The following is an 11,801-nucleotide window of genomic DNA, read 5'->3' as shown; positions in this document are numbered from 1 at the left end:
CAGAAGATCTCAAAAAGCTCCTTGAACAACCACTCGTGAATAAAAAACAATAAGATGCCACACATAGCCCCCTCAGAGCGTTTTAAACCATCAAGTGCTTCTGCTTTTGGTTCTAATTTAGCAATGGTGTTATCCTTTTGCTCAATTTGACTTTGTAAGTGATTCAAAACACCAAGTAATGCTTCGGATTTGGAATAATCAACTTGTGGGGTTGCTACTTGTTTCAAAAGCCGTTCGCATTTGATAAAGTATTGACGCGCTTCATGCCCTTTATCATTACGCTCTATCATAGAAAGATGTTTAGCCATGTCTAACGTAATGTAGTATTCTATGCTTGGGCGCCCACCTTTTACTAAATTTTTAGAAAAACCTATAAAGTCTATATTTTCTCGAAAGTTACATTCTTTAATACGATTTTTAATCCAGTCTGCAAACTTTGATGTAATCTCCAAAAACGCGTGTAACTCACGTGCATTAACAGTTTGAACAATCTCTTGATCGATAACCTGTTCTGATATTTCTATAAGTGTGTTCATGATGAACTCCTTGGTAATAGAGGTTTTCTATTGACACTCTTAAAAGAGTGCCGGGTGCTAGAAAACACGGTACCAAGTCCGTCGTTACGCCTTTCCCATAAAGGGTATTGTATAGCATAACTACACCCGACAAGACCTTTATATGCCACCACATATAATGAGTCAAAATCTTTAATGTTTAGAAGACTAGTTATTTCGGCAACTAATCCGCTTGGTATTGTAAGGTGTTTTCTAGGCACCTGATTCGAAGATACCTATTACTGTAGAATTGTCAAGTAATAAAAATTACTTTTTGCTAAGAAAACTTTTCACATACTGTACAGTGTACATATTTAAATAATTATTTATCAATGAGTTAAGTGTACAATGTACAGTCAATTTGAAAATTCTGTCGCTAGCGATAGTTCGCGCTCGCCTGCCCCGCAACAGACCCAACCCGCTGGGAAGTACCTTTTGAATTGATTTTATTGATTTTTTTTATGAAAAAACAAAGCATAAGTGATAATCTGTTTTTAAAATTGCAATAAGAATATGTAATTCCTAAACTCATAAGGATATGGAATATATAGATAAAGCTTGAAAACATGATCTAGCCTTTCTTATTAGCAGCGTATTCTTGACGAGAAAGTTGTCTCTGTATGTTTTTGCTTAATCTTTCATTGGCATATTGTGCAATAGCACTTGCAATCTCTGGCTTGGACATCACTTTAGCAATTGATGGTCCTTCTTGTTTTGCAATAGGGAATTGATCTCCATCCGCTCTTTGAAACACATTCCCTCCCATTTTTAAATCAACACGCTTTGGAAAACTGCCTCCCTTGATAAAAGCATGGGGTAAGATTTCTTTCTTTCCAAACAGTGTGTAAGTTACGTCGCGTTTTGTTTCGTTTACTTTAAAAAATTTAAGAGGTATTGGTGTTCCAGAACCAATGATATCTGTCTCAAGAAACCTTGCTGTCGCCTTTTCTTTAATATAAACACCTCTTCTTATACGCTTTATTTGGGCTGATGAGATGTCTGCAACTTGCTTTTCAGTAAAGCGTTCAACTTGTTTTGCTGCAGTGTTTAGAGCATTACGCAGAGCCCAATTAAGGCGTGGTGCTTGAAGACTGGTGAAGGTATCCTTCACCTGTTGAAGATACCATTTTTGGTGGATGATTAACTTCAACTTCTAAGCCTTTTTTGGGGTAGGTGTTGATGACTTAGAAGCTTTAGATGCTTTTGGCTGTTCGAGTGGAATTTCCTCTGTCACTGGTTCAGACGATGTTTGTACGGCTTCTTGTTTTATCTGCTTAATTTGTTCAACTGCCTTGTCTGTTTTTGCTGTTGTCTTGACTCCAATAAAAGGTTTTACAGCATTAGCGCGCTTGAGACGTGCGTAGACTTGATTGGAAACTTCAACAAATGGATTATTGGGTGTTGATGGTTCAAAGCGAACAGTGCTTTTATTGTCTCCAACAACACACATTGGCTTAGTGATGACAGCTTTCATCATTGCTCCTTTTGAGTCATAATTAATGACATCATTAGTCAAATATTGATTTTTATTCTGTGAAAAATTGATTAACCAGAATTACCTAGAAAACGGGGCTTTCTAGCCACGTTTCAAGTTCACATTTTACTGAATTTTTGAGGATATTTTTGAATTTTAGACACAATACGACTAGTGCCGTGTCGTCATTAAATACGATTTTTTACACTATGTCAACAAAAAAATCATGATCTTGTATTTTTTTTATTTTTTTTACCTAAATATGGTGTTTTTAGAAACAAAAAGGTATGTATTGACACAGCTAAAAAAGAAGAAAATCTAAATATTAAGCTCGTGACGCGCTGCTGTTGCCAAAAAAGCAGATCTTGTTAAACCTCTTTCTTGTGCACAATCATCAATTGCACGCAAAAGCCCTCTTTCAATAGATATATTCGTACGTACCACTTCTGCATCATTTTCAATAAAGGGGACTTGTATTAAAAAAGCTCCTTCTGACAAAGCTGTTTTGACAGATTCCCGTTGTATGACTTCTTCAAATTTTGAAGGAATAGGCACTATATCTATATCTTCACAATAAAGTTGAAGTGCTTCTGTTGCATTTGCGATTAAATTTTCTTCCTCATCAGTAGCAGAAAAAAGCCCCTCAAAATCAGGAAACTGAACACCAAAAGCAGAATCTTCATCTTTATGAACAAGAGCAAAAAATCTTTTCATTTTTCTTCTCCTTTTTTTAACCAACCTGCTTGTTGTGCGATAGAACGTGCTGTACCAATCGGAAGATTTTTTTTAGGATGTGGAACAATAACAACCTTACCATCTTTTTTTAATTTATGATGAGAACCTTTTACTTTGACAAGTTCAAAGCCATCACGCTTTAATTTTGCAATGATTTTTCGGCTATCTTGTTCCATTCCCTAAACTAACGATGTGTAAATATATACACATTTTAATGATTTTTCATCTGATGTCAATTCTTTTTTAATGGCTAAAGTGCTTATGAAGCGCATTAAGAACAATACGCAAAGAACTAACAAGATGTGTTAGCGATTGATCTTCTATAACAAGATATTGTAATGCAGCATAAAGATTATACTTTCTATAGAGGTGTTGTGCTTCTTTGATAGCCTCTTTCGTCACTTCATAACAATGAGTTGCTCTTTCAATCCACCGTTTTTGTGCCTCCTCATTTGATGAAGGAGTAAAGTTATCATAAATTGCATTAGGCAATCCTTTTGCACATAGGTAATTGTTTCTCACTTCAAGATATTTTTGTGCAGCATCATATTGGTCTTGATTAATCACACCTTGCAGATAAAGCCGCCCGATATAGGTGCCGGAAAGCGGATTTTTAGCCTCTTCTGTGGTCAAGCAGAAGCGTTTGGCACGCATTTCAATTGCCAATTTATCCATGGGTTCATGCGGTGTTTTTGCTCGTGAGATGCGTCCATTTGGTTCTCTGATACATCCTTTAATTCGAGGACGACCACGTTTTGCATGTTTTTTTCTTTTAGCCATATTTTTTCAATCAGAATGGGACGCTATCGTTAAGAGCTGTTCTATAATTTTGAGCACCTGAAGCGATAGCATAATTTTGAGAAGTAATAGGTGAAGGGGTAGGGGATGCTGATTGATCTTTCTTTGCATCAAGCAAATACAACTCGCCTTTGAATTGTGGTAAGACAATCTCTGTTGTGTAACGGTCATGCCCATTTTTATCTTGCCATTTGCGTGTCTGTAATTTTCCTTCTATGTAAACCTTTGAACCTTTGTTTAGATATTGAAGTGCAATTTTTGATAAATGCGGATTAAAAATCACCACGGAATGCCATTCTGTTTTCTCTACTTTTTGATTGGTTTTTTTATCTGTATAGCTCTCAGAAGTCGCTATACTAAAATTGACTATTTCTGTTCCAGAATTCATTGTTTTGCTTTCGGGATTAGCACCAAGGCGCCCGATTAACGTCACTTTATTTAGCATATTTGTAGCCCCATTAGATTATCAATTTATACATAAAAAATCTTAGCATAATTTTCGTATTTATTCAATTATTTCAGTTTATTAATAACAGTTTTTTAATGTATTACATTATAATATTATTTGACAAATTATTCATCAAAAAAAACATGTCACACAAATGGCACGGCTTTCTTATTTCTACTTTTAACTTTTCAATAAATATTCTTTCATTAAGAGTCTGTATCAAACTTTTTTGTTCGATTTATTGTTGACTATCGAACCTTTTTGTGCGATATTCATTTTATGCAGAAAGGGGAGGCTAAATGAAACGAGAAGCACTGCTTAGAGAGTTACGTAAAGAAGCCAGAAAAAGAGGCATTCATTACAGTGAAGCTCCTGATGCAGGTAAAGGGTCACATTATTTGGTAACTTTTGGAGATAAGACAACCGTTATAAAATCTGGTGAATTGACCCCACTTTACGTGAAAATAATAAAAAAGCAGTTGGGGGTATGAGTTACTCTCTCAACGGCTTTAATTTTTCGTTTCAAAAGCATTTTGATCGTGGCGAGGAGACCTAAACATGGAGTACACTTATCAAGCAAAACTGGAATCTGATCCAGATGGTGGTTTTATTGTAACCTTTCCAGATGTACCAGAAGCAATAACAGCTGGAGAAAATAGAACTGAGGCATTAGAGAATGCTGTTGAAGCTTTAGGGTTAGCATTACGGAGCTATCCTATGCGCGGTTTACCTTTACCAGTACCACAGCAATATAAAGACCTTGTAGAGGTCACGGTAGATGCGTGGAATGCTCTTAAACTTGCAGTGGTAGAAGCCTTTAATGAAGCGAATATCACAAAAACAGAATTGGCTAATCGTTTGGGTAAAAAAGAAACAGAAGCAAGACGCATTCTTGATCCCAATTATCCAACTAAGCTTCAAACACTAGAGCAAGCTCTGAGTGTTCTTGGCAAGCAAGTCGTTATTACAATCAAAAACGCGGCTTAACCACTCCCCATCTTAAGAACGGGGAGGGGAGTTGTGTTTTTGAGTTAAGCAACCTTTTTAATGGGGAGCTCTAAATCTGGATTGTAAGCTTTCAACAAAGGCTCCATAATCGGAGGAGGTCTTAAAGTTCCAAAATTTGTAATCATTGCCAAAATTTTCAGTGCATTCGGGGTTTCATCTTGAAGCTTTAATATCAGAGCTTTTTCTATCGCATCCATGGTTTCAATGAGAGCATTAAAAGCTTTATCTTCGACATCATCACGATCAGAAAATTGAAACAAAGCCATCCATAAATCACATAAAAAGTCGATACTGGTATTCATTGCACACCTCCATGGATTTGCTCTCTCAAACAAGCTAATCCTTTTGGTGTAATTTTTGTTGAAGGCAGCACCTTTTCTGTACCATCCGGTCTTTGAATGGTAATAGCGGGACAGTCCATGAATCCTTTCTTAATTTTATCCTGATAAGGTAACAGAGGCGCCCCTGGAGTCCGTCGATACACCCAATCATGTTTACGCAAATAATCGGTCAAATCCTTTGGTCGTACCTCCAACATCTTTGCTGCTTCAATAAGACCAAACAGACCATCAGAACGCTTTAAACCTTCCAAAGCTTTTGCTTTTGGTGCTAATTCTGCAATAACATGATCTTTCTGCTCTATTTGGCTTTGTAAGTGATTCAAAACACCAAGTAATGCTTCGGGTTTGGAGTAGTCAACTTGTGGTGTTGCTACTTGCTTCAAAAGCCGTTCACATTTGATAAAGTATTGACGCGCTTCATGCCCTTTATCATTACGCTCTATCATTGAAAGGTGTTTAGCCATGTCTAATGTAATGTGGTATTCTTTTACCTTTCCACCGCTTACTAAATTTTTAGAAAGCGTTATAAAGTTTATATTTTCCAGAAATTTACATTCTTTAATGCGATTTTTAATCCAGTCTGCAAACTTTGATGTAATTTCCAAAAATGCATGTAACTCACGTGCATTCACAGTTTGAACAGTCTCTTGATCAATGACCTGTTCTGATATTTCTATAAGTGTGTTCATGAGAACTCCTTGGTAATAGACGTTTTTGATTGACACTCTTTAAAAAGTGCCGGGTGCTCAAAAACACGGTACCAAGTCCGTCGTTACGCTTTTCCCGCAAGGGTATTGTATAGCGTAACCACACCCGACAATATCATTATATGCGTGTAACACACAATGAGTCAAAGCCTTTAATGTGCGGAAAATAAACTATCTCGGTAGCTAGCCCGCTTGGTATTTAAGGTGTTTTTGAGGCACCTGATTCGATTATTCATATTGTCGCCACATTGTCAAGTGGATTCTAATAATTTTTTGATATTTTTGCTAATTTCATCTCTGAGTGCCGGGCGCTAAGAAACACGGCACATAGCCCGTCGTTATGCTTTTCCCATAAGGGTATTGTATAGCATAACCACACCCGACAATATCATTATATGCGTGTAGCACACAACGAGTCAAAGCTTTTAATTGGCGGTGAAAAGATTGTTTCGGCAATCTATCCGCTATGTGTTGAAGGTGTTTCTTAGGCACCTGATTCGAAAATACACATTACAGAAATAATGTCAAGCGGCTTCCGATAGTTTTTTTATACCTTTGTTTATCTCATCTATAAGAGGTTCGTAATTGAGAACGCTTTTCGGAATATTCCCACCGTAAACCCAAGCTTTTACTTGCGCTTTGGTACTAAAATCGGCATTCTTAGGTGTTTTGTAATACTGTCCGCCATCAAACTTTTCACACTCTCTTGTGCCGTCTTCATATTCGTAGAGGTTGTAAAAATACTCCTCTGCTCCATCCCCCCAAGGAACATAACCAACAGCTGTTGCAACCCACTTTTTTCGCATGGGTTGTTTACGGATTGTTAAGAATAAATGTTTAAAAATGAACATGCTTTAATCCTAATTTTACCAATTGGTCTATTTGTCTCAAATTTGATCATACAGAGCTTTTTATATTGCAGATGTTGATTCTATCATAAAATCTTTAAATCGCTTTGTAAGGTGCTTTTTTGTCGATTTAAATGCATGTCTAATCGTAAAACGATCAGCACTTTTCACTAGTTTGCTGTGGACCAAAGCGTTTCATTATCCCACCAATGCCATTTAAAGTTTCTTCAAGCTCTTGCTTGTGAACAAGCGTTAGTGGTCTAAAATGCTCTTTCGCTGTTTTTTCTTTGAGTGTTTTCTCACATGTGTTTTCAATTGCTCTACGTACACTTTCGGCTTTTGAAAGAAGGGTATTTTCTAGTGTCTGGCAATAAGTTAAAAGCTCTCCACAAGTTGGCATAAATGTTTTTGATATCCCAATTGCTTGACCAGTTACGATATCTTCGACGCCCTTTTTCAGAGCATATGACGGAATGCGGTCCAGCATCATACCATAGGATAAAACGACGGCTTTGGCGTCTGTGTTCGCAGGGACTCTTATGCTTGAGAGTAGGAAAGAAGCTTGCTCAATTTGCTTAACTGAAGCTTTCACAGAGAGCAACGCTTGTAGACGATTGCAAGCATCTAAGGTTTGCGCTTCCTCCTGTTTTGTCAATGTATTCCCAGCTTTCAGCGTCAATGGATACCCCGGACTGATCATTTCCATAATCTTCTCCAGATGAGAGATGATCTCTGAGTTCGTTGAAGCCTTCTGCAAGCTGTTCTGTGAAAGTTTTCTGAGTGAATTTTCCATGATAACCTCTAAGTGTTTGTGTTTGTTTCTTGGATAGCGCTCCGTACTCTGGATGTATAATCCAGTTTCGCCATGTCGCCGGCCAATCTGTTTTGTTTGCATTTGCTCCGGATTTTGCCAGCCAAAAATTTCTGAACCGTTCGACTTCTAACAGCGCCTCATCATGGGTTAAGCCTTTATCGATTGCGTATTGCAAATTAGGTTTGAAATCATCTGGCAATCGACAGCCGCGATTAGCTTTCGCTCGTTTTGCTTTTTTGGGAACGTTCTCTTGCTCGTGAATGGGAGGTTGGTTGTCTACACCCGTTGTGATTTGCTCTGATGTGGTCTCAACAGCAGCAACCTCTGTTGGCTCATGAACCTGTTCGTTTGTTTCTAAACTTTCAGAACCAATTTCTTTTTTTGCTAATACGATAGTATTAGGTTTTTTATTATATATGTTATTGTCTATGTTAATGTGTTTCATCATGATGTCATCATGACCTCGTGATGACATCATCATGACATCATCATGGTCTTTTGATGAGTCATCTTTATGTTTTTTTCTCTTAGTATTCGCAGCTTTTATAGCTTTTTCTGAAAGTTTATTTAAATTCTCATTGCAATTTTTTAATTCTTCTTCAACATCGAGATTCCATAAACGACCATCTGCTAAACGAATAATATATCCTTCTTCTAGCAAAACATTCAAAGCTGTCTCAAATTTCTTTACTGAATAACCAGTGTAATGAGACAAAACTTTAATGTTACAAAAAAGAGGTTCACCAGTACGAAGCATGCGAAATCGCAATCTCATATAGATATTACCTTCTACAGGAGGTAAATAATCGACGACCACCGCCCATTTATCGGCAAACAGTCTCGTCCATGGTATTTTACTGGACATGTATATCCCTTTCTTTCATCAAATATAAAATTGCTAAAGCATCTGCTTCGTTGTCGTCTTTAGGCGTATGTCCTTTGGAACATATTGCCTTAATCATTTTTACTTTTGATGCGTTTCCTTTTCCTGTTGTTGCTTTCTTAATTGTGCCAACAGGAATGCCTTCATACGGTATCTGATGATGTTCACACCACGTCGTTAAGGTTGATAACAAGTCACCGTAAATATGCACTGCATCAGTACTATTATGACGCCTCACTTCTTCAAAATACACCGCGTCAATGCTGTCTACTGTCTGTTTTATTTCTGATAGACATCTCTTAAAGCGTAAATAATGCATTCCACCGACTTCAAAATATCGGGGGTGGAAATTCATGACACCACTGATGATGTGACCATCCGCACCGCATATCGCCCAGCCTGTCTTGGTCCCTAGATCAAGACATAAAATGGTTTGTGCGTTAGTGATCATAATCCCCCCTTAAGGTTGCTGTGTGTTTATGCGTGCGTTATGACAGAGCGCGTTGTGATTGCCTGTCTTGCAAAAATGTTTGTGAAAAAGTAACCTCCCAATGATTCTAAAAAAGTGGGGAGGGGAAAGATGCAAGAATGGATAAAGATATTTCTTACAGGTTTTGTGTCATTTGCTGTGTCGCTTTCAGTAGCGCTTATTTTAAGAAATAAAGACCGTAAAGAAGCAGCCAAAATCCGGAAAGATGATTTAGAAAAAGCTGCAAAAAAACGAGAAGAAGATAGAGAATGGGTAAGCAAGCAATTTGCAGAAAGCCAAGAACAGACGATAGCCCTTAAAGAGCAAGCGATATCGACAAAAGATATTGCCAAATGGTCAGAAGAACATATTAAATTTTTGTTAGATAACAAAAGAGTAGAGGATTTAGGAACGCCACCTTCCATATATACAACTGGCCCACATTTTCCAACAAAAGGCAAGTGGACGCTTCTTTGTTTAAAAATAAAAAACAATGCACAAACTGTCATCCACGTTTTAAATATAAAGCTAAAAGATGGTTCTCGCTTTATTCTTGGATATGGCATTAGATACAAACCGGAAACAAGATTGTGGCAAATGCAAGCATCATATGTTAATCCTGATGCCAGACCAACGTTACACACAATATCATCCGGATACTGTGAGAAAGCAAAGGATTTTCGAACGGGACAAGAAATTGATGTTAATATTTCTATAGCTCCCTTAGAAGATAAGTACACAGGAATCCTTATTTTTGTAGCAGCGCGTGAAGAAGATATAAAAGCCCAAGTTACTTTAATCATTACTCATACATCCCCATTGAAACCAGAAACAACAATGACTGTAACGACACAAACCGACCTCATAGACTTTAAAAAATTGGATTAATTTACTTAGGAAAACGTTTTTATGCTATGATTTATTAATTTGATTTCTTTTTTTGATAACTTCATCCCTTAAGAGATCAAGCCTTAAGAGATCAAGCTTATCTTTGACTAAGATCATAAACAAGATCAGCTCATTTAAGCGATAAAAAGATAACAACTCTTGAGAAAAATAATTATCAAACCAAGTTGTAAAAGCTTGCGTAAACGCAGATGAAAACCATTGATTAAAATCATCGTACGGCAATAATGGAAAATAATTTCTATCATCACGCGCAAAGATACTATACAGCATATAGACAAAATAACCTGTTGATGAGGGATCTATTCTTGTTTCAAAAGATGCATCTTGAGTCGAACGGACACCATAATATATGGTTGCCTCTCCAATATTATTAACAAGATCAATCAACTGGACTTTGCTTATAGTGATCTGTGGGACATCTATCATCTCTGATCTTTCTTCTTTAAGAGTGTGAATGCTGCTGTTGATGTTTGTTATTTTCTGTATGAGCAGCACTATGAGAAGATATTACTGTTTGTGATGCATTTGCTGTACTAATTTTCTTCACCAGATGAAGCGTATCTTTTCTTCGTTTTGTCATTGGACGAATAACTCTATGGGATTTACTCCCATAATTATGTAGGAACCAATCTAGTGTAACCCAAGATAGACCCTTAGCTTTAGACAACTGAATAATTATATTCCAGTATTTTGGAGAAATACTATTGCGATCACGCATTTTACGCGCAGCCTCATAGCTACAACCAATTTCTTTTGCAAATTGGCGTATAGATCCCCAAGATTCAATCAAACTTTTGACATAAAAATCATTAACCATGACACAAATAGTACATTACGTACAACTTTTAATCAAGATAAAATCGTACACAATGAATTAAAAAAATAGTGGATAATGTACAAATGACTTATTTGCCAAAAGATAGACTTAAAATAGCGCGTAAGAATGCTGGATATGCAACACCAAGCGAAGCTGCGCGCGCTGTACCAGCTCTTAATCAAAATACCCTAATTAGTCACGAAAATGGAAATCGTGGTATTTCGCGCCAAATAGCCGAGCTCTATGGACAAGTATTTAATGTAGATCCGGGGTGGATTTTGTATGGCGAGTCTCCTCAAGAAAGTCCTAACCTCAATATAAGTATTCCTCTCGTTTCATGGATTAGCGCTGGAGAACTAAGCGAGCAAGATGGGATAATGGATTTTTCAGATTATCCTATGACAGAGGCTGTTAATCTTCCTGCCGGTGAATGGATTGCTTTACGTGTAGATGGCGCATCTATGAATAAAATTAGCCCTCCAGATTCTATAATATTTGTAAATATGCGAGACAAAAAACTTGTGCCTAATGCCTGCTATGTAATTGCAGATGAATCTGGACAAGCGACATATAAACGATACAGACCTAATGATGATCCTCCTTTTCAGCCCGCTTCATACGACAAAACAATAAAGGCTCCAAAACTTGAAGGCGCTATCTCTATAATAGGTCGTGTACGGCGCACTATTCTTGATATGTAAACACAATACGATTCTCTGTTCACGTTATCGATTAGATTGCTATCAAAAGATTGAAGCAAGTTTGCTTGATTTTTATCAGTAAACAGCAAAATTTTGATTCTCTAAATTGTGCCGTGATTCGTCTTTTTTTTATTTTTTAAAAAAAATAGTACATTATGTACTTGACTATCTTTAGTGCATAATGTACTAATATATCCATAAACCACGCACAAACAATTGCCAAGAGGCGTTAGGGAGGAGAAATTATGGAAAATCCAATTCTTATAAATTCTGACGAAATTTTATTAGTTGTCTA

The 11,801-nt window shown here is 37.0% G+C and carries 19 protein-coding genes; 4 read left to right on the top strand and 15 right to left on the bottom strand.

Annotation, left to right across the window (positions count from 1 at the left end; genetic code table 11):
- The 7 genes from ACFIKH_RS08195 to ssb all read right to left on the bottom strand — a co-directional run.
- The coding region (locus ACFIKH_RS08195; RefSeq protein ID WP_375671444.1) for an antA/AntB antirepressor family protein at positions 1-536 on the bottom strand (536 nt) is incomplete at its 3' end.
- A gap of 589 nt (positions 537-1,125) precedes the next feature.
- On the bottom strand, positions 1,126-1,704 hold the full coding sequence (locus tag ACFIKH_RS08190) for a hypothetical protein (RefSeq protein WP_375671443.1): 579 nt from the start codon (positions 1,702-1,704) through the stop codon (positions 1,126-1,128).
- 3 nt (positions 1,705-1,707) lie between these two features.
- Positions 1,708-2,028 (bottom strand): hypothetical protein, encoded by a 321-nt coding sequence (locus ACFIKH_RS08185; protein WP_375650192.1) that lies wholly within the window; start codon positions 2,026-2,028, stop codon positions 1,708-1,710.
- Positions 2,029-2,346: 318 nt separating this feature from the next.
- Positions 2,347-2,742, bottom strand: coding sequence for a type II toxin-antitoxin system HicB family antitoxin (locus ACFIKH_RS08180; RefSeq protein ID WP_375626916.1), 396 nt, complete (start codon positions 2,740-2,742; stop codon positions 2,347-2,349).
- Entirely contained in the window at positions 2,739-2,939 is a 201-nt protein-coding gene (locus ACFIKH_RS08175; RefSeq protein ID WP_007553727.1) for a type II toxin-antitoxin system HicA family toxin, read from the bottom strand. The genes ACFIKH_RS08180 and ACFIKH_RS08175 overlap by 4 nt, the downstream gene beginning before the upstream one ends.
- A 67-nt stretch (positions 2,940-3,006) precedes the next feature.
- Entirely contained in the window at positions 3,007-3,543 is a 537-nt protein-coding gene (locus ACFIKH_RS08170) for a hypothetical protein (RefSeq protein WP_375671442.1), read from the bottom strand.
- A gap of 10 nt (positions 3,544-3,553) precedes the next feature.
- Positions 3,554-4,006 carry a single-stranded DNA-binding protein gene (ssb, locus tag ACFIKH_RS08165; RefSeq protein WP_375671441.1) on the bottom strand — a complete coding sequence of 151 codons (453 nt, stop codon included), beginning with the start codon at positions 4,004-4,006 and terminating at the stop codon, positions 3,554-3,556.
- Between the two features lie 302 nt (positions 4,007-4,308).
- Here ssb and ACFIKH_RS08160 point away from each other — a divergent pair, with 302 nt between their 5' ends.
- On the top strand, positions 4,309-4,500 hold the full coding sequence (locus ACFIKH_RS08160; protein ID WP_004859817.1) for a hypothetical protein: 192 nt from the start codon (positions 4,309-4,311) through the stop codon (positions 4,498-4,500).
- Between the two features lie 67 nt (positions 4,501-4,567).
- A complete protein-coding gene (locus ACFIKH_RS08155) occupies positions 4,568-4,996 on the top strand; it encodes a type II toxin-antitoxin system HicB family antitoxin (protein ID WP_375626922.1) in 429 nt (142 codons plus the stop codon).
- A 44-nt stretch (positions 4,997-5,040) separates the two neighbouring features.
- Here ACFIKH_RS08155 and ACFIKH_RS08150 read toward each other — a convergent pair whose 3' ends face one another.
- From ACFIKH_RS08150 to ACFIKH_RS08125, 6 genes are all read right to left on the bottom strand, one after another.
- Complete coding sequence (locus ACFIKH_RS08150) at positions 5,041-5,319, bottom strand: hypothetical protein (protein ID WP_375671439.1); 279 nt, start codon at positions 5,317-5,319, stop codon at positions 5,041-5,043.
- Positions 5,316-6,047: an antA/AntB antirepressor family protein gene (locus ACFIKH_RS08145; protein ID WP_375671438.1), complete on the bottom strand. Its 732-nt coding sequence runs from the start codon at positions 6,045-6,047 to the stop codon at positions 5,316-5,318. Before ACFIKH_RS08145 ends, ACFIKH_RS08150 begins: the two co-directional genes overlap by 4 nt.
- Before the next feature lie 542 nt (positions 6,048-6,589).
- Positions 6,590-6,916, bottom strand: a complete 327-nt coding sequence (locus ACFIKH_RS08140; RefSeq protein WP_375671437.1) for a hypothetical protein — start codon at positions 6,914-6,916, stop codon at positions 6,590-6,592.
- Positions 6,917-7,070: 154 nt separating this feature from the next.
- Positions 7,071-7,505 (bottom strand): hypothetical protein, encoded by a 435-nt coding sequence (locus ACFIKH_RS08135; RefSeq protein ID WP_375671436.1) that lies wholly within the window; start codon positions 7,503-7,505, stop codon positions 7,071-7,073.
- The gene (locus ACFIKH_RS08130) at positions 7,489-8,592 is read right to left on the bottom strand and encodes a hypothetical protein (protein ID WP_375671435.1); all 1,104 of its coding nucleotides are present in this window, start codon (positions 8,590-8,592) and stop codon (positions 7,489-7,491) included. Before ACFIKH_RS08130 ends, ACFIKH_RS08135 begins: the two co-directional genes overlap by 17 nt.
- On the bottom strand, positions 8,582-9,061 hold the full coding sequence (locus ACFIKH_RS08125; RefSeq protein WP_375670502.1) for a crossover junction endodeoxyribonuclease RuvC: 480 nt from the start codon (positions 9,059-9,061) through the stop codon (positions 8,582-8,584). Before ACFIKH_RS08125 ends, ACFIKH_RS08130 begins: the two co-directional genes overlap by 11 nt.
- Before the next feature lie 129 nt (positions 9,062-9,190).
- On the opposite strand from ACFIKH_RS08125, the gene ACFIKH_RS08120 reads away from it, so the two are divergent.
- A complete protein-coding gene (locus tag ACFIKH_RS08120) occupies positions 9,191-9,967 on the top strand; it encodes a hypothetical protein (protein ID WP_375627507.1) in 777 nt (258 codons plus the stop codon).
- A 24-nt stretch (positions 9,968-9,991) separates the two neighbouring features.
- On the opposite strand, the gene ACFIKH_RS08115 is transcribed toward ACFIKH_RS08120, so the two are convergent.
- Both ACFIKH_RS08115 and ACFIKH_RS08110 read right to left on the bottom strand, forming a co-directional pair.
- The gene (locus ACFIKH_RS08115; RefSeq protein WP_375624052.1) at positions 9,992-10,414 is read right to left on the bottom strand and encodes a hypothetical protein; all 423 of its coding nucleotides are present in this window, start codon (positions 10,412-10,414) and stop codon (positions 9,992-9,994) included.
- Positions 10,415-10,430: 16 nt separating this feature from the next.
- A complete protein-coding gene (locus tag ACFIKH_RS08110) occupies positions 10,431-10,805 on the bottom strand; it encodes a hypothetical protein (protein ID WP_375627509.1) in 375 nt (124 codons plus the stop codon).
- An 83-nt stretch (positions 10,806-10,888) separates the two neighbouring features.
- Here ACFIKH_RS08110 and ACFIKH_RS08105 point away from each other — a divergent pair, with 83 nt between their 5' ends.
- The gene (locus ACFIKH_RS08105; protein WP_375627036.1) at positions 10,889-11,506 is read left to right on the top strand and encodes a S24 family peptidase; all 618 of its coding nucleotides are present in this window, start codon (positions 10,889-10,891) and stop codon (positions 11,504-11,506) included.
- Positions 11,507-11,801: the final 295 nt, after the last annotated feature.

Source organism: Bartonella sp. SD1336NMGDW (genome assembly GCF_042193565.1).
Classification (GTDB): Bacteria; Pseudomonadota; Alphaproteobacteria; order Rhizobiales; family Rhizobiaceae; genus Bartonella; species Bartonella grahamii.
Note: the sequence above shows the minus strand (reverse complement) of the source record. Positions and strands in the feature narration are given on the sequence as shown.

What these genes read in the sequence shown, in the direction of transcription:
- ssb (WP_375671441.1), bottom strand. Translation starts at nt 4,006, where the DNA reads ATGCTAAATAAAGTGACGTTAATCGGGCGCCTTGGTGCTAATCCCGAA.
- ACFIKH_RS08145 (WP_375671438.1), bottom strand. Translation starts at nt 6,047, where the DNA reads ATGAACACACTTATAGAAATATCAGAACAGGTCATTGATCAAGAGACT.
- ACFIKH_RS08155 (WP_375626922.1), top strand. Translation starts at nt 4,568, where the DNA reads ATGGAGTACACTTATCAAGCAAAACTGGAATCTGATCCAGATGGTGGT.
- ACFIKH_RS08115 (WP_375624052.1), bottom strand. Translation starts at nt 10,414, where the DNA reads ATGATAGATGTCCCACAGATCACTATAAGCAAAGTCCAGTTGATTGAT.
- ACFIKH_RS08170 (WP_375671442.1), bottom strand. Translation starts at nt 3,543, where the DNA reads ATGGCTAAAAGAAAAAAACATGCAAAACGTGGTCGTCCTCGAATTAAA.
- ACFIKH_RS08175 (WP_007553727.1), bottom strand. Translation starts at nt 2,939, where the DNA reads ATGGAACAAGATAGCCGAAAAATCATTGCAAAATTAAAGCGTGATGGC.
- ACFIKH_RS08105 (WP_375627036.1), top strand. Translation starts at nt 10,889, where the DNA reads ATGACTTATTTGCCAAAAGATAGACTTAAAATAGCGCGTAAGAATGCT.
- ACFIKH_RS08120 (WP_375627507.1), top strand. Translation starts at nt 9,191, where the DNA reads ATGCAAGAATGGATAAAGATATTTCTTACAGGTTTTGTGTCATTTGCT.
- ACFIKH_RS08140 (WP_375671437.1), bottom strand. Translation starts at nt 6,916, where the DNA reads ATGTTCATTTTTAAACATTTATTCTTAACAATCCGTAAACAACCCATG.
- ACFIKH_RS08130 (WP_375671435.1), bottom strand. Translation starts at nt 8,592, where the DNA reads ATGTCCAGTAAAATACCATGGACGAGACTGTTTGCCGATAAATGGGCG.
- ACFIKH_RS08180 (WP_375626916.1), bottom strand. Translation starts at nt 2,742, where the DNA reads ATGAAAAGATTTTTTGCTCTTGTTCATAAAGATGAAGATTCTGCTTTT.
- ACFIKH_RS08125 (WP_375670502.1), bottom strand. Translation starts at nt 9,061, where the DNA reads ATGATCACTAACGCACAAACCATTTTATGTCTTGATCTAGGGACCAAG.
- ACFIKH_RS08160 (WP_004859817.1), top strand. Translation starts at nt 4,309, where the DNA reads ATGAAACGAGAAGCACTGCTTAGAGAGTTACGTAAAGAAGCCAGAAAA.
- ACFIKH_RS08110 (WP_375627509.1), bottom strand. Translation starts at nt 10,805, where the DNA reads ATGGTTAATGATTTTTATGTCAAAAGTTTGATTGAATCTTGGGGATCT.
- ACFIKH_RS08150 (WP_375671439.1), bottom strand. Translation starts at nt 5,319, where the DNA reads ATGAATACCAGTATCGACTTTTTATGTGATTTATGGATGGCTTTGTTT.
- ACFIKH_RS08185 (WP_375650192.1), bottom strand. Translation starts at nt 2,028, where the DNA reads ATGAAAGCTGTCATCACTAAGCCAATGTGTGTTGTTGGAGACAATAAA.